The organism is Erwinia sp. 1181_3, assembly GCF_052824965.1.
On sequence record NZ_VTDE01000007.1, the window covers coordinates 30,095 to 54,705 of the forward strand.

At 57.2% G+C, this 24,611-nt stretch carries 14 protein-coding genes; 13 read left to right on the plus strand and 1 reads right to left on the minus strand.

The genetic code is table 11. The features are described from left to right. The first annotated feature begins 29 nt into the window (after nt 1-29). Both FY046_RS16870 and FY046_RS16875 read left to right on the plus strand, forming a co-directional pair. Nucleotides 30-803, plus strand: coding sequence for an FCD domain-containing protein (locus FY046_RS16870; protein ID WP_133846101.1), 774 nt, complete (start codon nt 30-32; stop codon nt 801-803). 2 nt (nt 804-805) lie between these two features. Further along, complete coding sequence (locus tag FY046_RS16875; RefSeq protein WP_133846137.1) at nt 806-1,261, plus strand: GNAT family N-acetyltransferase; 456 nt, start codon at nt 806-808, stop codon at nt 1,259-1,261. Between the two features lie 295 nt (nt 1,262-1,556). On the opposite strand, the gene galR is transcribed toward FY046_RS16875, so the two are convergent. Beyond that, nucleotides 1,557-2,558: an HTH-type transcriptional regulator GalR gene (gene galR / locus FY046_RS16880; RefSeq protein WP_133846100.1), complete on the minus strand. Its 1,002-nt coding sequence runs from the start codon at nt 2,556-2,558 to the stop codon at nt 1,557-1,559. 193 nt (nt 2,559-2,751) lie between these two features. On the opposite strand from galR, the gene FY046_RS16885 reads away from it, so the two are divergent. From FY046_RS16885 to FY046_RS16935, 11 genes are all read left to right on the plus strand, one after another. Continuing rightward, nucleotides 2,752-5,025: a molybdopterin guanine dinucleotide-containing S/N-oxide reductase gene (locus FY046_RS16885; protein WP_159337904.1), complete on the plus strand. Its 2,274-nt coding sequence runs from the start codon at nt 2,752-2,754 to the stop codon at nt 5,023-5,025. A gap of 400 nt (nt 5,026-5,425) precedes the next feature. Continuing rightward, nucleotides 5,426-7,141 (plus strand): penicillin-binding transpeptidase domain-containing protein, encoded by a 1,716-nt coding sequence (locus FY046_RS16890; protein ID WP_133846097.1) that lies wholly within the window; start codon nt 5,426-5,428, stop codon nt 7,139-7,141. Between the two features lie 261 nt (nt 7,142-7,402). Continuing rightward, nucleotides 7,403-7,591 (plus strand): toxin-antitoxin system HicB family antitoxin, encoded by a 189-nt coding sequence (locus tag FY046_RS16895; protein WP_133846096.1) that lies wholly within the window; start codon nt 7,403-7,405, stop codon nt 7,589-7,591. 200 nt (nt 7,592-7,791) lie between these two features. After that, a complete protein-coding gene (locus tag FY046_RS16900; RefSeq protein ID WP_446186302.1) occupies nt 7,792-8,922 on the plus strand; it encodes an efflux RND transporter periplasmic adaptor subunit in 1,131 nt (376 codons plus the stop codon). Between the two features lie 13 nt (nt 8,923-8,935). Next, entirely contained in the window at nt 8,936-12,064 is a 3,129-nt protein-coding gene (locus FY046_RS16905) for an efflux RND transporter permease subunit (RefSeq protein WP_133846094.1), read from the plus strand. After that, on the plus strand, nt 12,054-13,460 hold the full coding sequence (locus tag FY046_RS16910; protein WP_446186303.1) for an efflux transporter outer membrane subunit: 1,407 nt from the start codon (nt 12,054-12,056) through the stop codon (nt 13,458-13,460). Before FY046_RS16905 ends, FY046_RS16910 begins: the two co-directional genes overlap by 11 nt. A gap of 446 nt (nt 13,461-13,906) precedes the next feature. After that, nucleotides 13,907-15,142: an MdtA/MuxA family multidrug efflux RND transporter periplasmic adaptor subunit gene (locus tag FY046_RS16915; protein WP_171149554.1), complete on the plus strand. Its 1,236-nt coding sequence runs from the start codon at nt 13,907-13,909 to the stop codon at nt 15,140-15,142. Further along, on the plus strand, nt 15,139-18,330 hold the full coding sequence (locus FY046_RS16920; RefSeq protein WP_446186304.1) for an efflux RND transporter permease subunit: 3,192 nt from the start codon (nt 15,139-15,141) through the stop codon (nt 18,328-18,330). Before FY046_RS16915 ends, FY046_RS16920 begins: the two co-directional genes overlap by 4 nt. Continuing rightward, a complete protein-coding gene (locus FY046_RS16925; RefSeq protein ID WP_446186305.1) occupies nt 18,327-21,425 on the plus strand; it encodes a multidrug efflux RND transporter permease subunit in 3,099 nt (1,032 codons plus the stop codon). The genes FY046_RS16920 and FY046_RS16925 overlap by 4 nt, the downstream gene beginning before the upstream one ends. A 16-nt stretch (nt 21,426-21,441) precedes the next feature. Continuing rightward, nucleotides 21,442-22,833 (plus strand): efflux transporter outer membrane subunit, encoded by a 1,392-nt coding sequence (locus tag FY046_RS16930; RefSeq protein WP_446186306.1) that lies wholly within the window; start codon nt 21,442-21,444, stop codon nt 22,831-22,833. Nucleotides 22,834-22,934: 101 nt separating this feature from the next. Further along, nucleotides 22,935-24,488 carry a methyl-accepting chemotaxis protein gene (locus FY046_RS16935; RefSeq protein WP_133846089.1) on the plus strand — a complete coding sequence of 518 codons (1,554 nt, stop codon included), beginning with the start codon at nt 22,935-22,937 and terminating at the stop codon, nt 24,486-24,488. The last annotated feature ends 123 nt before the right edge of the window (nt 24,489-24,611 follow it).

Consider the following 24,611-nt stretch of genomic DNA (forward strand, 5'->3'; position numbering starts at 1 on the left):
GGTCATAATGATTTAAAAGGTGAAGCTCTGTGGACAAAGGTGCGCCTGCGCAGGAAAAAAAGCAGTATCAGGAAATCGGGCACGATCTGCGGCAGCAAATCATCGATGGCCACTACCCTGTTGGCTCTCGTCTGCCGCCTGAACGCAATATTGCGGAAACCTGGGGCGTCAGCCGCACCATTGTGCGTGAAGCGCTATTGATGCTGGAGCTGGAAGGAACGGTGGATATTCGCCAAAGCTCCGGCGTTTATGTGATGCGCATCCCGTCGGAAAGCAGTGACGAAGAGGAGGCATTTTTCCGCAGCGACGTCGGGCCGTTTGAGATGTTGCAGGCGCGCCAGCTGCTGGAGAGTAATATCGCCGCATTTGCGGCGAAAATGGCGACTAAAGCCGATATTGAAAACCTCAAACGCACCCTGGAGCAGGAGCAGCGCGCCATCGCCCTCGACGATAAAAGTCAGGACAATGACAAGCTGTTCCATCTGTTGCTGGCCGGGGCCACTCAGAATCAGATGCTGCTGGATACCGTCAACAGCATCTGGCGTCATCATGAGAGCAGCCCGCTGTGGCAGCAGCTGCGCGCCCACATTGAAACCCGCAGCTACCGGCTGAAATGGCTGGGCGATCATCAGACCATCCTCGCCGCGCTGCGTCGTCGTGATGTGATGGGATCGTGGCAGGCGATGTGGCAGCACCTGGAAAATGTGAAACACAGTCTGCTGGAGTTGTCAGATGCTGATGCACCCGACTTTGACGGCTATCTGTTTGAGTCCGTGCCGATTTTCCAGGGGAAGCTGGTGTGAGTTTGCTGCGCATTGTGCCGTTAACTACCGTGCCGGAACACCGCGAGACGATTATCGACTGGCAGTGGCGGGCATTTGGTAGCGATAACAGCCGCGACTTTTTTGCCAGTGTGATCGACAGCAGTTTGCACGGTGCCGATCTGCCGCTGACCTTTGTGGCGCTGGACGGCGATCGTCCGGTGGGTACCGTGGGATTATGGCGCTGCGATCTGATCAGTCGCCAGGATCTGTTTCCCTGGCTGGCGGCGCTGTACGTCGATGAAAGTTACCGGGGGCAGGGTTTAAGCGAACAGCTCCAGCAGACGGTGATCGACTGTTGTCATCAACGCGGTGATGCGAATCTGTATCTCTATTCAGCCTGTGCGGATTATTACGAGCGTTTTGGCTGGCAGTATATGGGCGATGCGTTGGATTATCCGGCGACGGCGGTGCGGTTGTATCATAAGGCGCTGAAATAAAACCGGGTCGGGCATGCCCAACCCCTACGTCATCGGTGGATGTACACCGGGTCGGGCATGCCCAACCCCTACGTCATCGGTGTATGTACACCGGGTCGGGCATGCCCAACCCCTACGTCATCGGTGGATGTACACCGGGTCGGGCATGCCCAACTCCTACATCATCGGTGGATGTACACCGGGTCGGGCATGCCCAACCCCTACGTCATCTGTGGATGTACACCGGGTCGGGCATGCCCAACCCCTACGTCATCTGTGGACGTACCCGTAGGGGCGAGGCATGCCTCGTCCCTGTTTACTGCGGTGCTCCGACCGAATGACGCCGCACCAGCGTCGGGCTGAAAAGATTCGTAATCTCCGGCAGTGGCTGATTGTGCGCCAGCGCCAGTGCCAGTTCCGCCGCCTGCTGTGCCATCGTCACAATCGGATAGCGCACCGTGGTCAGACGCGGCCGCACATAGCGTGAAACCAGCACGTCATCAAAACCAATCAGCGACATCTCTTCCGGCACCCGCACGCCATTGTCGCTCAGCACGGCCAGCGCACCCGCCGCCATCGAATCGTTATAACAGGCTACGGCACTGAAGGTTTTTCCCTGGCCGAGCAGTTCTGTCATCGCCTGTTCACCGCCCACTTCATCCGGTTCGCCGAAGGCCACCAGACGGTCATTACAGGGTAAGTTGTGCTCTTTCAACGCATCGTAATAGCCTTGCAGGCGGTCGGTAGCGTCAGAAATGGAATGCGTTGAGCAAATATAGGCAATGTTAGTGTGTCCCTGCTGGATCAGATAGCGCGTTGCCAGCCAGGAGCCGTAACGGTCATCCAGTGCAATACAGCGGGTTTCAAAACCCGGTAACACGCGGTTCAACAGCACCATCCCTGGGATCTGCTTCATCAACGGCACCAGCTCGGCATCAGGAACCTGCTTGGCATGGACCACCAGCGCCGCGCAGCGGTGACGCATCAGTTGCTCAATCGCCTGACGTTCTTTCTGCTCATTATGGTAACCGTTACCAATCAGCAAAAAATTACCGGTTTCCCAGGCGACAGAATCGACAGCTTTGACCATGGCACCGAAAAACGGGTCGGAAACATCCCCGACCACCAGACCGATGGTTTCCGTCGACTGTTGAGCCAGCGCCCGTGCATTGGCGTTCGGGTGGTACTGTAAGGACTCCATCGCGCTGGTTACGGCCAGGCGCGAACTTTCACTGGCTTTAGGGGAGTGATTAATCACACGCGACACGGTCGCCACCGAAACGCCCGCGAGCCTGGCAACATCCTTTATCGTAGCCATTCGTTAAATGTCTTCCTGGGTAAGCGTTTACATTGCCATTAGTGTTGCGGAAAGCGCCAGTGACTGCAAGCCTGCATCGCCCCGCAGAATGTCGCAGCCATCGCAAAGCCGATCGATAAACGGCCTGTGCCGCTGCAGGATGAAAAATGATATTCTGAGTTTCCAGAAAAATACCTGCTGAGTCGATCCTGTCATGACGATTAAAAAAGTGCCACATCTTGCCCACTGGGGTGCCTTTAGCGCCGTAGTTGAAGACGGGAAACTGCTCCGCTGTGAGCCTTTTTTCGCCGATCAGGATCCGTCACCGATGCTCAACAGCATCCCCGAACTGGTCTACTCCGATAAACGTATCCGTAAACCGATGGTACGTCGGTCGTGGCTGGCATCCCGTGAAAAGAGTGACCGCACCCTGCGCGGACGTGAAGATTTTGTTGAAGTGGACTGGGACACCGCGCTGGACCTGGTGGCTGAAGAGAATCGCCGCGTGCGCGATCGTTACGGTGCCAGCGCCATCTTCAACGGTTCTTACGGCTGGTCTTCTGCCGGACGCGTTAACCATGCGCGTACTCTGGTCCGACGTTTCTATAATCTGGGCGGTGGCGGCATCGACCAGCAGGGCAACTACAGCTGGGGCGCGGCACAGTTCTTCCTGCCGTATGTGATTGGCACCTACATGCCGCTCACCGGGCGCGTGACCGACTGGCCGAGCGTGGTTTCACACTGTGAGATTTTTATCGCTTTTGGCGGGCTGGCGCTGAAAAACAGCCAGGTGGCTTCGGGGGGCGCAGGGGAGCACAGCCTGAAGCCAGCATTGCTTCAACTGGCGGCGAAAGGCACCCCGGTGGTGAATATCAGCCCAATGCGCGATGACTGCCCGGCGTTTGTTAACGCCGAGTGGATCCCTATCCGCCCGAATACGGACGTGGCCCTGATGCTGGCCCTGGGCTATGAAATTGAACGCCTGGGTGCCGTCGATAACGCCTTCCTGCAATCCCACTGCGTGGGGTACCCGCAGCTGCGTGCTTACCTGCTGGGTGAGGGTGACGGCCAGGCGAAAACACCGCAGTGGGCCAGCGAGATCACCGGCATTCCGGCGGCGCGTATTGCTCTGCTGGCAAAACAGCTGTGCGGTAAACGCAGCTTTATTACCTGCTCTTATTCCGTGCAGCGCGCGCATCGTGGCGAACAGCCTTACTGGATGATGATTGCGCTCTCGTCCATGCTGGGTCAGCCGGGGCTGCCCGGCGCCGGATTCTCGTTTGGCCACGGTTCGATGAACAGCGTAGGCAACCCGCGAACGGAAGGGCCATCGCCGCTGATGTCTGCCGGATTCAATCCGATTGCCGATCTGGCGATCCCGGTGGCGCGTATCAGCGATATGTTACTGAACCCCGGCACGGAATATACCTTCCAGGGGGAAACGCACACCTATCCTGATATTCATCTGGTTCACTGGGCAGGCGGAAATCCGTTCCATCATCATCAGCAGCTTAATCGTCTGGTGGAAGGCTGGCAGCGCCCGGACACAGTGATTGTGCAGGATATTGTCTGGACGCCCGCAGCACAGATGGCCGATATCGTCCTGCCGGTGACAACCTCGCTGGAGCGCAATGATATTGGTGGATCGTCAAAAGACCGCTTTGTGCTGGCAATGCACCAGGCGATTAACCCGCAGCATCAGGCACGCAACGACTTTGATATCTTTGCCGATATCGCCGAGCGTCTGGGCTATCGCAATACCTTTACGGAAAACCGTAACGAGCGCCAGTGGATAGAGCATCTCTACCAGCAGTGCGCGGTGGCGCATCATGGCAAAGGCATTGATTTCCCGGAGTTCGACACCTTCTGGCAGCAGGGGCATGTGGAGATCCCGCCTTCTGAGAAGGACTGGGTATTTATGGACGATTTCCGCCGCGATCCGGTTGCTCACCCGATTAAAACCGCCAGCGGTAAGATCGAGCTGTTCTCAGAAACCATTGCCGGGTATCAGCTGCCAGACTTTGGCCCACACCCGGAGTGGCAGCCGCCGCAGGAGTGGCTGGGTGCGCCGATTGGCCAGCGTTTCCCGCTGCATATGATCTCCATTCAGCCGCATGATCGTCTGCACAGCCAGATGGACGCCACGCCATCGGTACAGGCGAATAAAACGGCCGGACGTGAAACCTTGCTGATGCATCCACAGGATGCCGCAGCGCGGGGTATTAGCGATGGCGATGTGATTGAGGTCAGTAACGATCGTGGCATCATGCAGGCGGGTGTGCGCATCAGCGACGGCGTGAGCCCGCAGGTGGTACTGATTGCCACCGGGGCATGGTTTAATCCGGGCTTCGGTAAAGCCTGGAAACCTTACGACCAAGCCGGGAATCCGAACGTGCTGACGTTGGATATTGGCACCTCGTCCCTGACCCAGGGGCCGAATGCTATGAGCTGCCTGGTGGAGATCAGAAAAGCGGATGTCACTGCCTGAGCATTTCACTATTAGCAAGGTGTGCCGATTTACGAGAGAGATTGCATAAAACCCTATAAATCACATAGCTGGTTACATTTTGCGGGTAACTGTTGCGATTCCTGAGTAGCGGCTTAACGCGCAGGGTTGCTACAGTTCAAGTCCCAGAGGTATTGATGGGTGAACATCAAAAAGTTTTTAACGCTTTGTTTCACCAACCTGCGCAGATGCGCAGGTTTTTTTTGCCATTTATTTGGGTTTTTTATGTTAACCATCTGATTTATTTCTTCTTTTTTGAATGCGCTTCAGGCTGTTCTCCGGCTGTGTCACTCACGATCTGAAACACAGTTTCCCTGTCATCTCCACAGCATTTTTTGTATAACTGCCAGCAAGTTATCTCCCAGCCTGCACCGGAACCTACATGCCCCCGTTTAAACGAAACTCGGCGAAATCTCAGCCTGCACCCACGTTCAACCCTGTGCGATTCCGGGTGGTCTGTCTGGGGGTTCTGGCTTGCCTGGTCTTTCTGCTGGCGAGCGTGGCCGATTTACAGCTGATCAACCATCCGATGCTGGAAAAACAGGCCGATGAACGCTCATTACGTACCGTCACCCTGCCGACTAACCGGGGAACGCTGCTGGATCGTAACGGCGAAGCGCTGGCGTTAAGCGTGCCGTCACGCGATGTGATTGCCGACCCGCAACGTGTGCTGGAAGGGCACCCTGATTTTACCAGTCCCAAGTGGGAATATCTTGCCAATGCGCTGGAGCAACGCCCTGAGCAACTTGCCGCGCAGATTAATGCCAATCCGAAACGCCGCTTTCTTTACCTCGGGCGTAAAATTGAATTAGGGATTGCCAAAGATATCGTCAAGTTGCATCTGGCCGGGATCACCACGGTTTACGACGACAGTCGTTACTACCCGATGAGTGAGGCAACGGCACCCCTGCTCGGTATTGTCGGGGCGGATAATGCCGGGCTGACCGGGCTGGAAAAGGGCTTTGATAAGCTATTACAGGGCACACCCGGCGTGGAAAAATACCGTCAGGATGCCAGTGGCAATATCGTTGCGATGATTAACTATGAGCCGCCACAGCAGCCCCCCACCGTGCAGCTCAGCATTGATAAATTTGATCAGTACACCCTCTACAGCAAACTGCGCGATGGGGTACTCCTGAATAAGGCGGACTCGGGTGCGGCGGTGTTGGTGAAAATCGATACCGGGGAGATCCTCGGAATGGCGTCCTATCCGTCCTTTAATCCCAACAACTTTGTCGATGTCTCCCCTGCGCAGATGCGCAACACGGCCATCAATGACAGTTTTGAACCCGGATCAACGGTGAAACCGCTGGTGGTGATGGAAGGGCTGGCACGTAAACTGGTGCGCCCGGATTCGGTACTGGATACCACGCCTTATCGCGTCAATGGCCACTTGATCCGCGACGTTGGCCACTGGCCGCGTCTGACCATGACCGGTATTCTGCAAAAATCCAGTGATATTGGCGTGTCGCACATTGCCCTCGCGATGCCGGCAGAGGTGTTGGTAAATACCTACCATGCGTTTGGTCTCGGTAAGCCCACCGGATTAGGTTTGACCGGGGAAAGCGTGGGCTACTTCCCGCTGCACCGTGAGCGCTGGGCCGATATCGAGCGTGCGACCTTCTCCTTTGGCTACGGCCTGCGCGTGACACCACTGCAGATTGCGCGAGAATACGCCACTCTGGGGTCTTTTGGTGTTTATCGGCCACTGTCCATCACGAAGGTCAGCCCGCCTGTGGCGGGCCGCCGCGTGGCGGATGAAGACACGGTACGTGCCGTCGTGCATATGATGGAAAGTGATGCCTTACCGGGCGGCAGCGGGGTGCGTGCTGCTGTGCCGGGTTATCGTCTGGCCATAAAAACCGGTACGGCAGAAAAGATGGGCGACAGCGGCAAATATGATGGCGGCTATATCAACTACACCGCCGGAGTGGCTCCCGCCAGTAACCCGCAGGTGGCGTTGGTGATTATGATCAACCATCCGACGGCAGGCGATCACTTCGGTGGATCGGTCGCCGCCCCGGTATTCGGCAACATTATTGGCCCGGTACTGAAGCATATGAATATCGCCCCGGATGCGATTTACCATCCGGGCTGATCCCTCAGAGTCACACCGCCAGCCCACGCCTTTGCGTGGGTTTTTTTTTACCCCTTCAATCTCTATTTCACCATTTTATCCTGTTAGTTTCTTTTACTGACAACTTTTCTGTGGTGCGTACACGAATCGACAAAATAAGCACAGGCCAAAGGGCTAAGGTGGGACACCACGGTGCAGTAACGCATTCCATTGTGTCGTGTCAGCCCCCTGAGGTGTTGGTAGCGCTGCGGGGGGCGTTTTTGACCTTCAGGAACCGATAATATGCCGAAACTTAAAGACAGGACGCCAAAAACTGGCGGTCGTTCAGCCGCCTTTCAGCTACGCATCCACCCTCAGCTGCACGATCAGTTGAGAATGATCACCGACAATGACAATGTGACGCTCGCCTGCTGGCTGAAGGATCTGGCCCGGCGTGAACTCAGAAGGAGGGGCGTTGAGCCACTGGGTTAACCAGGGCATTAATTGCAGGAGGCAACAGCTATCAGCATCCGCCAACCGATGCGGCACTAGAAGCTTACTCGTCGCGTTTCGATAAAGAACTTAGCGGAAACTTAACACAGCCAGATTTTTGCACCCTCTATAATGCCCTTCTTTTATGAGAGTAATCACTCTCGTTATTAATTTTAAAGCTATCTAATTGAGACTTCACCATGCGCTTAAGGATTCTTCCCGCGAGTTTGCTTTTTTTGCTGGCCGCCTGCGACCAGACCACGACCCCGCCTCAAGACACGTCCGTTCAGGTCGGTATCAGCACCTTACACAGTGAGCCGGTCACGTTGTTTAAACAGTTACCGGGCCGAACCACGGCCATCCGTACGGCAGAAGTGCGCCCCCAGGTCAGCGGTATTGTCCTTAAACGCCTGTTCACGGAGGGGAGCGAAGTGAAAGCGGGACAATCGCTTTATCAGATAGACCCCGCCAGTTATCAAGCCTCCTACGACAAAGCACTGGCGACCTTGATCAACGCGGACAAAGTGGCAGCGCGCTACAAACCGCTAGCCGCTGCTCATGCCATCAGTCAACAGACCTACGACGACGCGGTAGCCACTGCGCGTGAAGCGAAAGCCGATGTCGAAACGGCGCGCGTTAACCTCAATTACACCCAGGTACGGGCGCCCATCTCCGGTCATATCGGGCGTTCACTATCGACCGAAGGGGCGCTGGTGACCAACGGGCAAAGCAGTTATATGAGTCTTATCCAGCAGCTCGACCCCATTTATGTCGATGTCAGTACCTCGTCACTGGATCTCATCGCGCAGCGTCGCGCACTGGCCGAAGGGCTGTTAAAAAAAGTGGGAGATCATGCTGCGGCGGTAAAACTGACGCTGGAAGATGGTTCTCTCTATCCGCAAGAGGGGCGGCTGGAGTTCTCGGAAGTGACGGTGGATGAAAGCACCGGCAGCGTTACGTTGCGTGCCATCTTCCCCAATCCGAAACGTGAACTGCTGCCGGGCATGTTTGTCCACGCCAGTTTCCCGCAGGGGATCGCCGAACAGGGCATTCTGGTGCCGCAGGAATCGATCATGCATGACACCAAAGGTCGGCCTTATGTCTACCTGGTGGACGCGGACAACCGCATCAAGGAGCAGTCGATCACCACCGGTCAGATGATCGGTCACAAATGGTTGGTGAATTCCGGACTGAAATCGGGCGACCGGGTGGTCTTGAATGGGCTGCAAACTGTGCAGGCCGGAACGCGAGTGACCACCACTGCCAGCACGAGTGGGTCATCGAACGCCTCGAAAGTCAATCTGACTACCACCGACGCATCGGCGCAGTAGCAAGGAAACCCTGATGTCTAAATTTTTTATTGAACGTCCCATCTTTGCCTGGGTGATCGCTATTGTGGTGATGTTGGTGGGGGGACTGTCGATTTTGAGTCTGCCCATCAACCAGTACCCGAATATTGCCCCCCCGGCGATTTCGGTGCAGGTAGCCTATCCGGGTGCGAGCGCAGAAACGACGCAAAATACCGTGGTGCAGGTCATTGAACAGCAGTTGAACGGGCTGGATAACCTGCGTTATATCGAATCACAAAGTAACAGTGACGGCAGTGCGTCAATCATCGTCACCTTTAATCAGGGCACAGACCCGGATATTGCCCAGGTGCAGGTGCAGAACAAAGTGTCGCTGGCTGAATCACAATTACCGACCGAAGTGGTGAATCAGGGGATCAACATCCGTAAGTACCAGGCCAACTTTATGCTGGTGGTCGGGCTGACGTCGAGTAATCCCAAGCTGAGTAATGGCGATCTCGCTGACCTGATGGTGTCGAAATTACAGGACCCGATTGCACGCAGCAACGGCGTGGGGGATTTTATGGTGATGGGGGCCGAGTACGGAATGCGTATCTGGCTCGACCCGGCAAAACTGTATAAATACCAGCTGGTTCCCAGCGATATCACTACGGCGATCAGCCAGCAGAACGTGCAGGTTTCCAGCGGTAAACTCGCCGGATTACCGACGGTGTCGGGCGCAAGATTCAGTGCGACTATCGTCGGGAAAACCCGTCTGCAGTCAGTGGAGCAGTTCAAAAATATTCTGTTAAAGGTCAATGCTGATGGTTCACAGGTGCGCCTGCGTGACGTGGGCGGTATCGATCTTGGCCCACAGGATTACAGCATTTCCTCCACCTTTAACGGTGAACCGTCGGTCGGTATTGCACTGCGCCTTGCCAGTGGCGGTAACGTGCTGGATGCGATCAACAGCGTGCGACATACCGTTGACGGCATTAAACCTTTCCTGCCGGAAGGGGTGAAAGTCAATTTCCCGTACGATACAGCACCCGTTGTCAGTGCCTCGATTGAGGAAGTGGTGAAAACGCTGATCGAAGCGATTGTGCTGGTCTTCATGGTCATGCTTTTGTTCCTGCAAAACCTGCGTGCCACGCTGATTACCACGATGGTGGTTCCGGTGGTGCTGCTGGGCACATTCGGTATTCTTGCGGCCTGCGGTTACACCATCAATATTCTCACGATGTTTGGAATGGTGCTGGCCATCGGGCTGTTGGTGGATGACGCTATCGTGGTGGTGGAAAACGTCGAACGTGTGATGCACGACGAAGGGCTGGATCCGAAGGCCGCCACGATTAAGTCCATGCAGCAGATTCAAGGAGCACTACTGGGGATTGCGCTGGTGCTGTCAGCGGTGCTGCTGCCGATGGCCTTCTTCAGTGGTTCCACCGGGGTTATCTATCGCCAGTTCTCAATCACTATTGTCTCTGCGATGGCGCTCTCGGTGCTGATGGCGATGATTTTCACCCCTGCACTCTGCGCCACGCTGCTGAAAGCGACCTCTGCCGAGCATAAAACCACCGGGATGGCGGGCTGGTTTAACCGTAAATTCGACACCGGGACGCTTTATTACACCCGCGGCGTGAGTCGCGTTATTTCCAAACGAAAGCTGTTCCTGGTGATCTACGTGGCCATTATCGCCGCAACAGGTTATCTGTTTACCCGCGTACCCACCTCATTCCTGCCGGATGAGGACCAGGGGGTGATGATGGTGCAGGTGACGCTGCCCGCCAATGCCTCCAGTGGACGCACCCAGGAGGTACTGAATGACATTGGTGGCTGGTTGCTGAAGAACGAACCTGAGGTTAAATCGGTCTTCTCGCCGAATGGCTTCAGTTTTGCCGGGCGTGGGGAAAATGTCGGCATGTCCTTCGTGCTGTTGAAACCCTGGGACCAGCGCAACAGCGAGCAGTCGGTGCAGAAACTGGCCGCCCGCACGATGGCGCACTTCGCCACACTCAAAGATGCCAAGGTGTTTGCTCTGGTACCGCCAGCCGTTATGGAGCTGGGGAATGCGACCGGCTTCGACTTCTTCCTGCAGGACGTCAATAACCAGGGGCATGCCGCACTGATGGCCGCGCGTAATCAATTCCTGTCGATGGCAGCGAAAGATAAGCGCCTGTTCGCTACCCGTCCGAACGGGATGGAAGATGAGCCGCAATATCATCTGATTATTGATGATGAACGTGCGCGGGCGCTGGGCCTCAGCCTGGAAGATGTTAACGATACGCTCTCCACGGCCTGGGGCTCGAGCTACGTGAACCAGTTTATCTATAACGCCCGCGTTAAGAAGGTCTACGTGCAGGGTAACGCGGGGTCGCGTGTGACACCGGAAGACCTCGACAAATGGTACTTCCGTAATGCCAGTGGCGACATGGTCCCTTATTCCGCCTTCGGGAGTGGCAAATGGGAATACGGTTCACCGCGCTATGAGCGCTTTAACGGTGCCTCGTCGGTGGAGATTATGGGCTCGCCTGCGCCTGGGTATAGCTCGGGTGATGCGGTAAAAGCTGTCAACGAGATTGCCGCCAAACTGCCCAAAGGGTTCCGTGTTGGCTGGCATGGGTTGTCCTACGAGGAACAGATGTCCGGTTCACAGACTCCGGCGCTGTATACCATTTCCATTCTGATGGTCTTCCTCTGCCTTGCCGCACTGTATGAGAGCTGGTCGATCCCATTCTCGGTGCTGATGGTGGTACCAATGGGCGTGTTAGGCACCATTCTTGCGGTGTTGATGCGTGGCCTGGAAAATGACGTCTTCTTCCAGGTGGGGCTGCTGACGACTGTCGGACTGGCTGCCAAAAATGCCATTCTGATTGTCGAGTTTGCCAAAGATCTGCATGAAAATCAGGGAAAAGGACTGGTGGAAGCCGCAATTGAAGCGGCGAAACTGCGTATCCGGCCAATCATTATGACCTCAATGGCCTTTGTGCTCGGCGTGCTGCCGTTGACGATGTCTCACGGTGCCGGTGCGGGAAGCCAGCACTCGATAGGGACTGCCGTCGTCGGCGGGATGATCACTGCGACCTTCCTGGCCATCTTCTTCGTGCCGATGTTTTACGTTGTGGTTGCCCAGCGTTTTACCGCGAAGAAAAAACCGAAAACTGAGGTTGAAGAACATGATGCGTAAGTCTTTCTCCCAGGGGATCTTGCCTCTGACGATGATCCTCACGGGGTGTACTATGGCCCCAGACTATCATCGCCCGGCTTTACCCGTTGCGGCGCATTACGAGAGTCAGGGGGGGGCGGTGCGTGGTGATGGCGCGGACATCCGCTGGCAGAACTTCTTTACCGACCCGGTTATGCACAGGCTGATCGCCAGTGCGCTGTCCAACAACCGTGACCTGCGGGTGGCGGCGCTGAATGTGGAGGTGGCGCGTTCGCAGGTGCAAGTTGATCGCGCCGCCCTGATGCCATCGCTTGATTTCAATGCCAGCGATAGCGCCACGCATCTCCCGGGGAATCTCTATAGCACGCAGAGCAGCGGACCGGTGACGTATCACCAACTGAATACCAGCCTGGGTGTCACCGCCTGGGAACTGGACTTCTTTGGTCGTTTGCAAAGCCTGCGCGATCAGGCACTGGAAGCGTGGCTGGCCAGCGCGGCCACGCAAAGGGCAACGCAGATCACCCTGATTGCTGAAGTGGCTTCTGGCTATCTTTCGCTGTGTTCCGATAACGATCTGCTGAAACTGGCGCAGGATACGGCAAAAAGCCAGCAGGACTCCTGGGATCTGACGAAACGCAGCTATGACGGCGGCGTGGCCAGCGAACAGGATCTGGTACAGGCCGAAACGGCGGTACGTGCGGCGCAGGCGGATATTGCGACCTACAGCCGCCAGGTACGCCAGGATGTTAATGCACTGAGGCTACTGGTGGGCAGCGATCTGCCCGCCAGTCTGCTGGCCGGCGCCCGTTTGCAGAAAGCATGGAACTTCCCGGCCACGCCGGCCGGGTTGCCTTCCGACCTGCTGACGCATCGCCCGGATATTATCGCCGCTGAACACACGTTAAAGGCGGCGAATGCCAACATCGGTGCGACACGTGCTGCGTTCTTCCCCAGCATTTCACTGACGGCGGCGGGAGGTTCCACCTCTGCGGCCTTTAGCCATCTGCTGTCGGGTGGCACGGCCGCCTGGTCATTTGGGCCCAGTATCAATTTGCCCATCTTCGATGGCGGGGTGAACTCGGCCAATCTGGATATCGCCAAACTGCAAAAACGCATTCAAATTGCGGATTATGAGAAGACGATTCAGACGGCATTTAAAGAGGTGGGGGATGCCCTGGCCGGGCAGGAAACCTACCAGGATGAGTTGAAAGCACGTCAGTTAGATGAAATCGCGAACCAGCGTAACTTCGATTTTGCCAACGTGCGCTACCGGGAAGGCGTGGACAATTATCTGAATGTACTGGTGGCACAACGCTCGCTGTATGCGGTGCAGCAATCATTGATTACCACCCGTCTCGGGCAGCTAAACCAGCAGATTACACTGTATAAAGCACTGGGAGGGGGATGGAAATCGTGAAGAAATGAGATGAAATCTTTTACTTATTACGAAATTCTTACGCGGTGAGGATAGAATTTCAGCAGTTAAATAGATGATAATAGGAATTACTATCAACAACGGTTGATGGTTTTGTGGGTCAGGCGTGCCTGACCCCTACGCATGATGCAGTGTTCACGTAGGCGTACCTACGCATGTTGCACAGTGTTAGCGCAGGGGCCAGGCGTGCCTGACCCCTACGTATGATGCAGTGTTCACGTAGGCGTACCTACGCATGTTGCACAGTGTTAGCGTAGGGGCCAGGCATGCCTGACCCCTACGTATGATGCAGTGTTCACGTAGGCGTACCTACGCATGTTGCGGTGTTAGCGTAGGGGCCAGGCATGCCTGGCCCACATTAAATTTCTGTCGCGGCGGTGATTACCGGCGTGTTTATCCTCTTGCTGCATCTTATTGAACAGAGCCTCATGACCGTTACCTCCCCGAAGAAGTCGCACGCCCGGCGTAAAATCATCCTCTGCGTTATTTTGCTATTGCTCGCCGCTGCTCTGGCCTGGCGTTTCTGGCCGCACGGTCAGAACGGAGCCGGTGGCCCTGGCGGTATGCGTGGCCCGGGGGGCCCGGGTGGGCCAGGACAGACGATGGCGGGCATGACGACGCCAGTGCACACTGGCCCCGTGGTGCTGGCTGATGTGCCGGTCTATCTGACGGCGCTGGGTACGGTGATCCCCAATGCGACGGTGACCGTGACCAGCCGTGTCGACGGACAGCTGACGCACGTCTGGTTCAAAGAGGGGCAGAAAGTGGCCGCCGGGCAGGTGCTGGCGCAGATCGACCCGCGCAGCTACCAGGCAACGCTGGCGCAGTATCAGGGCGATCTGAACCAAAATCAGGCACTGCTGAAAAGCGCGCAACTGACGCTGGCCCGTTATCAAAAACTGTATGCTCAGGACTCGCTGGCGCGTCAGGATCTCGACACCCAGATCGCCACGGTCGGGCAGTACAGCGGGGCGGTCAAAGCCGACCAGGCACAGATTGACGCCGCCAGACTCAATATTGAATATGCGCGTATCACCGCCCCGATCAGCGGGCGCGTTGGCCTGCGTCTGGTGGATGCCGGTAATATGGTGCAGAGCAGCTCAACGACCGGGCTGGTGACCATCACACAGACGCAACCCGCCGCCGTCACCTTCAGCGTGCCGCAGAGCAATATTCCCACGTTGCTGAAAGCACTGCACAACGATCAAAGCCTGCCTGCCACCGCGTTCGACCAGCAGGGTAGCAGCGAGCTGGCGCAGGGGGAAGTGCAGTTCATCAGTAACCAGATTGATACCAGCACAGGCACCGTTACGCTGAAAGCGCAGTTTGCCAACCTCGACGAGTCGCTCTATCCCAATCAGTTTGTTAACCTGCGCCTGCAAACCAGCACTCTGAAACAGGCGACGGTGATCCCCGGGCAAGCGCTGCAACTGAGCAGCGATGGCAGCTTTGTGTACGTGGTCAATAAAGACAACACGGTGACCCGCAAAGCGGTGAAAACCGGGCCGGTGTTTGGCAGCGACCAGCAGGCGATCCTTGAAGGCGTCAGCGCCGGTCAGCAGGTGGTGACGGAAGGCATCGACCGTCTGACTGACGGCAGTAAAGTCTCGGTGGTCACCGCCGAAGAGACGGCCGCCGCTATCGGGGGCAAGAAAGCGCAATGAACCCATCGCGCATCTTTATCGAACGCCCGGTAGCCACCATCCTGCTGATGGTGGGCGTGCTGATTTCCGGTATTTTTGCCTACCGTATGCTCTCCACATCGGCGTTGCCGCAGGTGGATTATCCGACCATTCAGGTCACCATACTCTATCCCGGTGCCAGCCCGGATGTGATGGCCTCATCCGTGACGGCACCGCTGGAGCGCCAGCTTGGGCAGATGTCAGGCCTCAGCCAGATGGCCTCCAGCAGTTCCAGCGGTTCGTCGGTGATCAGCCTGAAGTTCTCTCTCGATCTGTCACTGGATGTGGCCGAACAGGAAGTGCAGGCGGCGATCAATGCCGCCGACAGTCTGCTGCCAACCGACTTACCCAATCCGCCGACCTATAAAAAGGTCAACCCGGCGGACAGCGCGGTGATCACCTTAGCCGCCAGTTCAGACACGCTGCCGCTGACCAAAGTGCAGGATTTGGTGAACACCCGTATTGCGCTAAAACTGTCACAGATTTCCGGGGTGGGGATGGTGACGCTGGCCGGGGGGCATCAGCCTGCCATCCGCGTGCAGATGGACCCGAAAGCGCTGGCCGCACATGGCCTGACGCTGGAGGACGTCAATACGCTGGTCAGCAACAGCAACGTCAATGGGTCGAAAGGGGGCTTTGATGGTCAGTACCATTCGGTCACCATCGATGCCAACGATCAGCTGCGCACTGCCGCTGAATACGGCAACCTGATCCTGACCTGGAAAAACGGTTCGGCGCTGCGTCTGCGCGATCTGGCGCACATTGAAGAAGCGGCTGAGAATACTTATCAGTCGGCGTGGGCCAATAACGCACCGGCGATTGTCATCAGCGTGCAGCGCCAGCCGGGCGCTAACGTGATTTCGGTAGTGGACAGCATTAAAGCGCAGCTGCCGACACTCCAGGCCGCGCTGCCGGACGGCGTCAAAGTCACCGTGCTGTCGGATCGTACCCAGACCATTCGCGCATCGATTAGCGATGTGCAGTTTGAGCTGATGCTGTCGATTGCGCTGGTGGTGATGGTGACCTTCCTGTTCCTGCGCAACGTTGCGGCGACGCTGATCCCAAGCGTTGCCGTGCCGCTGTCGCTGGTGGGCACCTTTGGCGTGATGTATCTCGCCGGATTCAGCCTCAATAACCTGTCGCTGATGGCGCTGACGGTAGCCACCGGTTTCGTGATTGATGATGCCATTGTGGTGGTGGAGAACATCTCCCGCCGTCTGGAAAAGGGCGAAAGCCCGATGGAAGCCGCACTGAAAGGCTCGCAGCAGATTGGCTTTACCATTATTTCCCTGACGTTCTCGCTGATTGCGGTACTGATCCCGCTGCTGTTTATGGGGGATGTGGTGGGGCGATTGTTCCGCGAATTTGCCATCACGCTGGCAGTGTCAATACTGGTTTCCATGCTGGTGTCGCTCACCCTGACGCCGATGCTGTGTGCCTATTTGTTGCGCCATATTCCTGCACACCGCCAGACGCGCTTCTACCGCAAAGGCGGCGAGTTCTTTGACAAGCTGGTGGCCGGATATGATCGCCTGCTGACCGTCGTCCTCAACCATCAACGGCTAACGCTGTGTGTCGCGTTAGCCACCCTGGCCCTGACGGCGTTGCTCTATCTGGTGGTGCCGAAGGGGTTCTTCCCGGCGCAGGACACCGGGTTGATCCAGGGCGTCACCGTCGCCTCTCAGGATGTGTCATTTAAAGAGATGTCACGGCGTCAGCAGCAGCTGGCGGAAATTATCCTGAAAAACCCGGCGGTCGAAAGCCTCTCTTCGACGGTGGGGATCGACGGCAGTAATACCAGCCTGAACAGCGGCCGTTTGCAGATTAACCTCAAGTCGTTTGACGAGCGCGATGAACGCGCCGACAGCGTAATTGCCGAGCTGCAACAGGCGACGGCGGGGGTGCCGGGCATCTCACTGTATCTGCAATCCGCGCAGGATCTGACGGTGAACGATCAGGTTACCCCGGATCGCTACCAACTGACGCTTGATGATGCGGATAGCCAGAACCTGGTGGCGTGGTCCCCGAAGCTGGTCAGCGCATTGCAGCAGCGCCCGGAATTCAGCTCGGTGGTCAGTAACCTGCAGGATCAGGGGCAGGTGGCATACGTTGAGCTGAACCGCGATGCCGCCGCCCGTTACGGCATTACTGCCTCAGACGTAGACACCGCGCTGTATAACGCCTTTGGTCAGCGCCTGATCTCCACCATTTTCACCCAGTCGAATCAGTATCGCGTGGTGCTGGAAGTGGCGCCTGCATTCCAGCAGTCTCCGGCCTCGTTTGATGATATCTATCTGCAACCCTCAACCAGCAGCAGTGCGTCATCATCAACCAGTACAACCAGCACCAGCACGACCAGCAGCAGTTCAACGGACAGCACAACGAGCACCACCACCAGTGGCATGGTGAAACTGACCTCGGTCGCCAGCATACACCTGCGTACCGGATCGCTGGTACATATGCGGCTGAATCAGTTCCCGGCGGTGACTGTCTCCTTCAATCTCAATGATGGCTATTCGCTGGAACAGGCGCAGCAGGCCATCAGTGAGGAGAGCACTTCACTGGCGGTGCCGCAGTCGATTACCCTGCGTTATCAGGGCGAAGCGGCGGCATTCCAGAGTGCAACCGGCAATACGCTGTGGCTGATCCTCGCAGCGCTGCTGACCATGTATGTGGTACTGGGTATTCTTTACGAGAGCTTTATTCACCCGGTGACCATTCTCTCCACGCTGCCGTCGGCGGCGGTAGGGGCGCTGCTGACGCTGATGCTGGCGGATACCGAATTCAGCCTGATCGCACTGATCGGGGTGATCCTGCTGATCGGCATTGTGAAAAAGAACGCCATTATGATGATCGACTTTGCGCTGGAGGCCGAGCACAAGCAGCACCTCAGCCCCCGTGAGGCGATCCACCAGGCCTGCCTGCTGCGCTTCCGTCCGATTCTGATGACCACCATGGCGGCATTGCTGGGTGCGCTGCCGCTGATGCTGGCTTCCGGTTCGGGTGCAGAGCTGCGTCAGCCGCTGGGCCTGGTGATTGTTGGCGGGCTGATCTTCAGCCAGGTGCTGACACTGTTCTCCACCCCGGTGATCTACCTGTGGTTTGATGGATTGTCACAGCGCATGAAACGTTATCTGCGCCGTTCGGCCACCGTGCGGGGGCGTGAATGAGTGTGACGCGTCTGTTTATTTTCCGCCCGGTTGCCACGCTGTTACTCACGCTGGCGCTGGTGCTGCTGGGGGCGCTGGGCTATCGCCTGCTGCCGGTCGCCCCACTGCCTACGGTGGATTTCCCGACCATTATGGTATCGGCTGATCTGCCGGGGGCCAGCCCGGAAACGATGGCCGCCACAGTGGCCACGCCGCTGGAGCGCGCGCTGGGGCAGATTGCCGGTATCACTGAGATGACCTCGGAGAGTTCTCAAGGTTCGACCAATATCATCCTGCAGTTTGCCCTCGATCGCGATATTAACGGTGCGGCGCGCGATGTGCAGGCTGCCATCAACGCAGCGCGCAGCCTGCTGCCGAGCAGTATGCCGTCGCTGCCTACCTACCAGAAAGCCAACCCGTCCGATGCCCCGGTACTGATGATGGCGCTGTCCTCCACCACGCGCACCAGCGCTGAGCTGTACGATCTGGCCGACAGTAAAATCAAACAGAAGATCGCCCAGGTGACGGGCGTGGGGGATGTTTCCCTGCGCGGGAGTGCCCTTCCTGCGGTGCGAATTGACCTGCAACCTCAGCAGTTAAGCCAGGCGGGTGTGTCACTGGACAGCGTGCGTGAAGCCATCGCTAACAGCACCACCAATTTGCCGAAAGGGAGGCTGGAAGGGAAAAGCCAGTCATGGATGGTGGACGGCAACGGCCAGCTCGATCAGGCCAGCCAGTACCGTAATTTGGTGGTCAGCTACAGCAACGGGCGTGCCATTCACCTGAGCGATGTCGCTAAGGTGTCTGATTCCGTGGAAGATAACTACAGCGCTGGTTTCTATAACGGTTCACCGTCGGTGACCATCGGTGTGACCCGTTCCGCCGGGGCTAACATGCTGGAGACCATCGATGGCATTAAAGCCCAACTGCCGCTGATTGAAAAAGATCTGCCCGCTGACGTTAAACTGACCATTGTGGTCGACCGTTCACCCAACGTGCGTGCATCACTGTATGAAACCGAAGAGACTTTACTGATTGCCATGCTGCTGGTGATCGGCGTGGTGTTTGTTTTCCTGCGCGATGTGCGTGCGCTGGTGATCCCGGCGCTGGCGCTGCCGGTATCGCTGATTGGCACCTGCGCGGTGATGTATCTGTGCGGTTACAGCCTCGATAACCTGTCGTTGATGGCGCTGATTATCGCCACCGGATTTGTGGTGGATGATGCCATCGTGGTGCTGGAAAATATCACCCGCTACATCGAAGAGGGGCTCAGCCCGGTGCGCGCCTCGATCAAAGGTGCGCAGGAAGTGAGTTTCACCGTGCTGTCGATGACGCTGTCGTTGGTGGCGGTGTTTATCCCGATCCTGCTGATGGGCAGTATTGTCGGGCGCCTGTTCCGCGAGTTTGCCGTAACGCTCACCGCCTCACTGATTATCTCCATGCTGGTCTCACTCAGCCTGACCCCGATGCTCTGTTCGCGTCTGCTGAAGCGTAAACCGGCGGTGACGAAACGCCCACATCCGCTCTATCAGTGGATTGAAAATGGCCTCAACCGCCTGCTGGCTGCCTATGCCGCTGCGCTGACATGGGTGATGCGCCATCAGCGCCTGACGATGTTCAGCCTGCTGCTGACCGTAATCCTTAACGTCTTTCTCTATTCGGTGGTGCAGAAGGGATTCTTCCCGAACCAGGATACCGGGCTGCTGATGGGCATGATGCGTGCCGATCAGAACGTCTCATTCCAGGCGATGGAACCGAAAGTGAAAGCCTATGCAGCGATGATCGAAAAAGATCCGGCGGTGGATGGGGTGATGTCTTCGATGGGCAGCGGGGCATTTGGCTCGCGTAATACCGCCATGTTTTTCGTCCATCTGAAAGATTTCGACCAGCGTGATGCCAGTGCCAGCGAAGTGGCCAACCGCCTCAGCGGTAAAACCCAGAATGTGCCTGGCGTGGAGCTGTTCCTGATGGCGGCGCAGGATCTGCATATCGGCGGGCGCAGTGCGAATGCCTCGTATCAGTACAGCCTGCAGGCTGACGATCTGGATACGCTACGTATCTGGACACCGAAAGTGAAGGCGGCGCTGGAGCAGATCCCCCTGCTGACCAGCATTGACTCTGACTCGCAGACCGGCGGGCAGGAAGTGATGATCACTATCGATCGTGACCGCGCCACCCGGCTGGGCGTGGATGTGCAGATGCTGGATGACATGCTGAATAACGCCTTCAGCCAGCGTCAGGTTGCCACGCTTTACAAAACGCTGAATCAGTATCATGTGGTGATGTCACTCAGTCCGGAATGGACGCGCGACCCGGATACGCTCAACAAGCTGTTTGTGGTCAATGACAGCGGCGATCGCATTCCGCTTTCGGCTTTTGCCAGCATTAGCGGCAGCAATGCACCGTTATCGGTTAACCATCAGGGGCAGTCGGCCACCAGCACCATTGCCTTTAACCTCCAGGACGGTGCATCCCTTGAAGCGGCGCAGGCGGCAGTGAAAACGGCGATGGCAAAAATTGGCCTGCCGAACACCATTCAGGCCGGTTTTGCCGGCACCGCGCAGGCCTTTGCCGAGCTGAATGCCTCAATGCCGTGGTTGATCCTCGCGGCGCTGGCTGCGGTGTATATTGTGCTGGGGATGCTGTATGAAAGTTATATTCATCCGTTAACCATTCTCTCCACGCTGCCGTCCGCCGGGGTGGGCGCGCTGCTGCTGATGCTGTTAACCGGCACGGAACTGACGGTGATCGCGCTGATCGGCATTCTGTTGTTGATTGGCATCGTGAAGAAGAACGCCATTATGATGATCGACTTTGCGCTGGTGGCCGAACGTAAGCAGGGAATGACCCCGCAACAGGCGATCACTCAGGCCTGCCTGATGCGCTTCCGTCCGATAATGATGACCACCCTGGCGGCATTCTTCGGCGCACTGCCGCTGGCGCTGGGCAGCGGGGGAGATGCCGATCTGCGCAGCCCGCTGGGGCTGGCGATTGCCGGTGGTCTGGCCCTGAGCCAGTTACTGACCTTATTCACTACTCCGGTGGTGTACCTCTATCTTGACCGCGTCAGTCGTGCCACACGACGTCAGTGGCTGCGCCTGCGTCATGCTGAATAACTCAATAATGATGAAAATGAAAAAACTCACTCCTCTTGTACTGGCATTGCTGATTGGCGGATGTGCCGTTGGCCCGGATTACCAGCGCCCGACAGCCCCGACCGCGTTGCAGTATAAAGAGGCCAAAGGCTGGCATCAGGCCAGGCCACAGGATCAGCTCAGTAAAGGCGACTGGTGGGCGGTGTACCACGACAGCACGCTGGATAGCCTGCTGCGTCAGGTGAAGATTTCGAATCAGAACGTGGCGCAGTATGAAGCCCTGTACCGCCAGGCGCTGGCGCTGGCCTCAGAATCGCGCAGCGATCTGCTGCCAACGGTCACCGGGACGGGAAGTTCGACGCGCAGCGGGGCATCTGCCACCACCAGCACCAGCGGTCAGTCGGTCAGTAACAGCCACGCATTGCAGGCCTCCGCCTCCTGGGAGCTGGATATCTGGGGCAAACTGCGCCGCACGCTGGAGGAGAACCGGGCCAGCGCAGAGGCCAGCGCGGCCGAACTGGCGAATATGACCCTCAGCGCCCAGTCAACACTGGCACAGGACTATTTCCAGCTGCGCATTCTTGACCAGCGCATCGCGCTGTATCAGAAAAGCGTGGATGCCTATCAGCGCTATCTGACGGTTATCCAGAATAAATACCAGGCAGGCAGTGAATCACGCGGCACCCTGGCGCAGGCGGAAACCCAGCTTGAAAGCGCACGGGCTTCGGCGCTCGATCTCAGCTGGCAACGTGCTCAGCTTGAACATGCGATTGCGGTACTGATGGGGAAAACCCCGGCAGAGTTTAGCCTCGCGGTGGCACCGCTTCAGGCCACACTGCCGGCGGCACCAGTGACATTACCTGCAGACTTACTGCAACGCCGCCCGGATATCGCCCAGGCAGAACGCACGGTGGCCGCCGCCAATGCCGCCGTAGGCGTGGCGATTGCCGGTTACTACCCGGATCTGACGCTCAGCGCCAGCGCGGGCTATTCCGGTTCCAGCTTCAGTCATCTGCTGACCTTACCCAATCGCGTCTGGTCGCTGGGACCCAGCCTGAGCGGTACGCTGCTTGATTTCGGAGCCACCTCCGCGAAAGTGGATCAGGCACGCGCCGCGTACGATGCGGATGTGGCCAGCTATCGGCAGACCGTGTTGTCCGGCTTTGAAGAGGTAGAAAACTATCTGGTGGCACTGCGCACCTTCGAGGCGGAAATGCAGGCGCAGCAGCGTGCGGCGGCCTCAGCACAGGAGTCCGCACGCGTCACTAACAATCAGTATCAGGCCGGGATGATCGACTATCTCGACGTGGCCACCACCGAGAATACCAGCCTGACCCAGCAGCAGAGCCTGCTGACACTGCAAAGCACCCAGTGGGTGACCAGCGTGCAGCTGATTGTAGCAACCGGTGGCGGCTGGAAAACGCAGTAGTATGGGGCGTGGGCGGGCACGGGCCCGCCCCTACAGTTATCCTCTCTTCCTGCCGATATACCCGCTATAGCCTAAAAAAAACTTCACCTGCGGAAAATATCATGATCAAAAATCTCTCGATTCGTACCGGGTTGCTTCTCCTGCTCGCGCTTATGGCACTGATCCTGCTGGTGGTTAGCGTGCTGGGCGTGGTGGCGATTGGTAAATCTTACGACGCGCTGAATGCGGTCAACCTGACCCAGGGCGTGCAGCTAGGCAACCTTGCCAGCAGTAACACCAACATGCAGCGTATCCGCGTGGTGGCTTCACTGGCGGTGCGGAATATTGAACTGGGTAAACTACCGGAAGGGGCCGCCGCGGCTGAACGTGCGGGCAAGTATGCGGCGGCAGCCCATGATGACCTTGCGCGCTTCTTTACCGCCGTCAAAGGCAGCGGCAAGGGCGAAGCGCTCGGAGAGGATATTAACCGCGCCTACCAGACGTATATGAGTGAAGGGCTGAAGCCGATGATTGAGGCTCTGCAACAGCGTGACCTCACCACCTATTACGCCATGATTGATACCCGTCTGCGCCCGCTGGGCATCGCCTTCGACCAGGCCAACAAAGCGTTCTTTGATTATGCCCAGTTAACCGGGCAGCAGCAGCTTGAACAGGCCAGCGCCGACCGTACGCGGATGCTGGTGTTGATCGCTATCTGCTTTGTGCTGACGCTGGTGCTGATTGCACTGGGGTGGATGGTACTGCGGGTGATGTTGCTGAAACCGCTGAATCAGGCGGTGAATCAGCTGGAGTTTATTGCCAGCGGTGACCTGACAAGGCCGCTGCCAGAAGCGGGTAGCAATGAACTGGGCCGCCTGAATGCCGGACTGGCGCTGATGCAGCAGTCACTGATGAACTCGGTCAGCCGGGTGCGTGATGCCAGCCTGGCGATTGAAACGGGCAGTGCCGAGCTGGCGAACGGTAATGACGATCTGTCGCGCCGTACCGAAATTTCTGCATCCTCGCTGGAAGAGACCGCCGCCAGCATGGAACAGCTAACGGCAACAGTAAAACATAATGCTGAAAATGCCCGTCATGGTCATGAACTGTCGGAAAATGTCTCGGGTACGGCCAGTGCCGGTAACCATCTGATGAGTGATGTGATGAATAATATGAAGGAGATTTCCCGCAGCTCCGATCGTATTGCCAGCATTCTTGAAGTGATCGATGGTATCGCTTTCCAGACCAATATCCTGGCGTTGAATGCCTCAGTAGAAGCCGCACGTGCCGGCGAGCAGGGGCGTGGCTTCGCGGTGGTGGCGAATGAAGTGCGTACCCTGGCTCAACGCAGTGCGCAGGCCTCGAAAGAGATCCACGCACTGATTGCCGACTCACGCAGCCGCGTGGATACCGGATCGCAACTGACCGCTAAAGCCAGCGACACCATGAATACCATCGCCGGGCAGATCGCCAGCATCAATGTGCTGATGGGCGAGATCGCCAATGCCTCGCGTGAACAGAGCCAGGGCATTGACCAGGTGAACGTTGCCGTCAGCCAGATGGAAGAGGTGGCGCAGCAGAATGCCGCACTGGTAGAAGAGTCTGCCGTGGCCACCCGTTCACTGGAAGATCAGAGCCAGCAGCTGGTGCAGGCGATGGCGGTGTTTAAAATTTAATCCGGGGCTAACGAGGCGAAGTGCTTGCCCCGTTAGCGGAGAAACAGGAAAAAAGTATTAGATATTGAGTTGTCCGCACCTTTGCTGCATCGTTAACGCAATTTGTTACAGCGAATAAGGACA

Bases quoted from the DNA above. Each gene is read 5' to 3' on its own strand.
- FY046_RS16920 (WP_446186304.1), top strand. From the start codon at position 15,139: ATGAACCCATCGCGCATCTTTATCGAACGCCCGGTAGCCACCATCCTG.
- FY046_RS16895 (WP_133846096.1), top strand. From the start codon at position 7,403: ATGCCGAAACTTAAAGACAGGACGCCAAAAACTGGCGGTCGTTCAGCC.
- FY046_RS16900 (WP_446186302.1), top strand. From the start codon at position 7,792: ATGCGCTTAAGGATTCTTCCCGCGAGTTTGCTTTTTTTGCTGGCCGCC.
- FY046_RS16885 (WP_159337904.1), top strand. From the start codon at position 2,752: ATGACGATTAAAAAAGTGCCACATCTTGCCCACTGGGGTGCCTTTAGC.
- FY046_RS16930 (WP_446186306.1), top strand. From the start codon at position 21,442: ATGAAAAAACTCACTCCTCTTGTACTGGCATTGCTGATTGGCGGATGT.
- FY046_RS16915 (WP_171149554.1), top strand. From the start codon at position 13,907: ATGACCGTTACCTCCCCGAAGAAGTCGCACGCCCGGCGTAAAATCATC.
- FY046_RS16925 (WP_446186305.1), top strand. From the start codon at position 18,327: ATGAGTGTGACGCGTCTGTTTATTTTCCGCCCGGTTGCCACGCTGTTA.
- FY046_RS16890 (WP_133846097.1), top strand. From the start codon at position 5,426: ATGCCCCCGTTTAAACGAAACTCGGCGAAATCTCAGCCTGCACCCACG.
- galR (WP_133846100.1), bottom strand. From the start codon at position 2,558: ATGGCTACGATAAAGGATGTTGCCAGGCTCGCGGGCGTTTCGGTGGCG.
- FY046_RS16935 (WP_133846089.1), top strand. From the start codon at position 22,935: ATGATCAAAAATCTCTCGATTCGTACCGGGTTGCTTCTCCTGCTCGCG.
- FY046_RS16905 (WP_133846094.1), top strand. From the start codon at position 8,936: ATGTCTAAATTTTTTATTGAACGTCCCATCTTTGCCTGGGTGATCGCT.
- FY046_RS16910 (WP_446186303.1), top strand. From the start codon at position 12,054: ATGATGCGTAAGTCTTTCTCCCAGGGGATCTTGCCTCTGACGATGATC.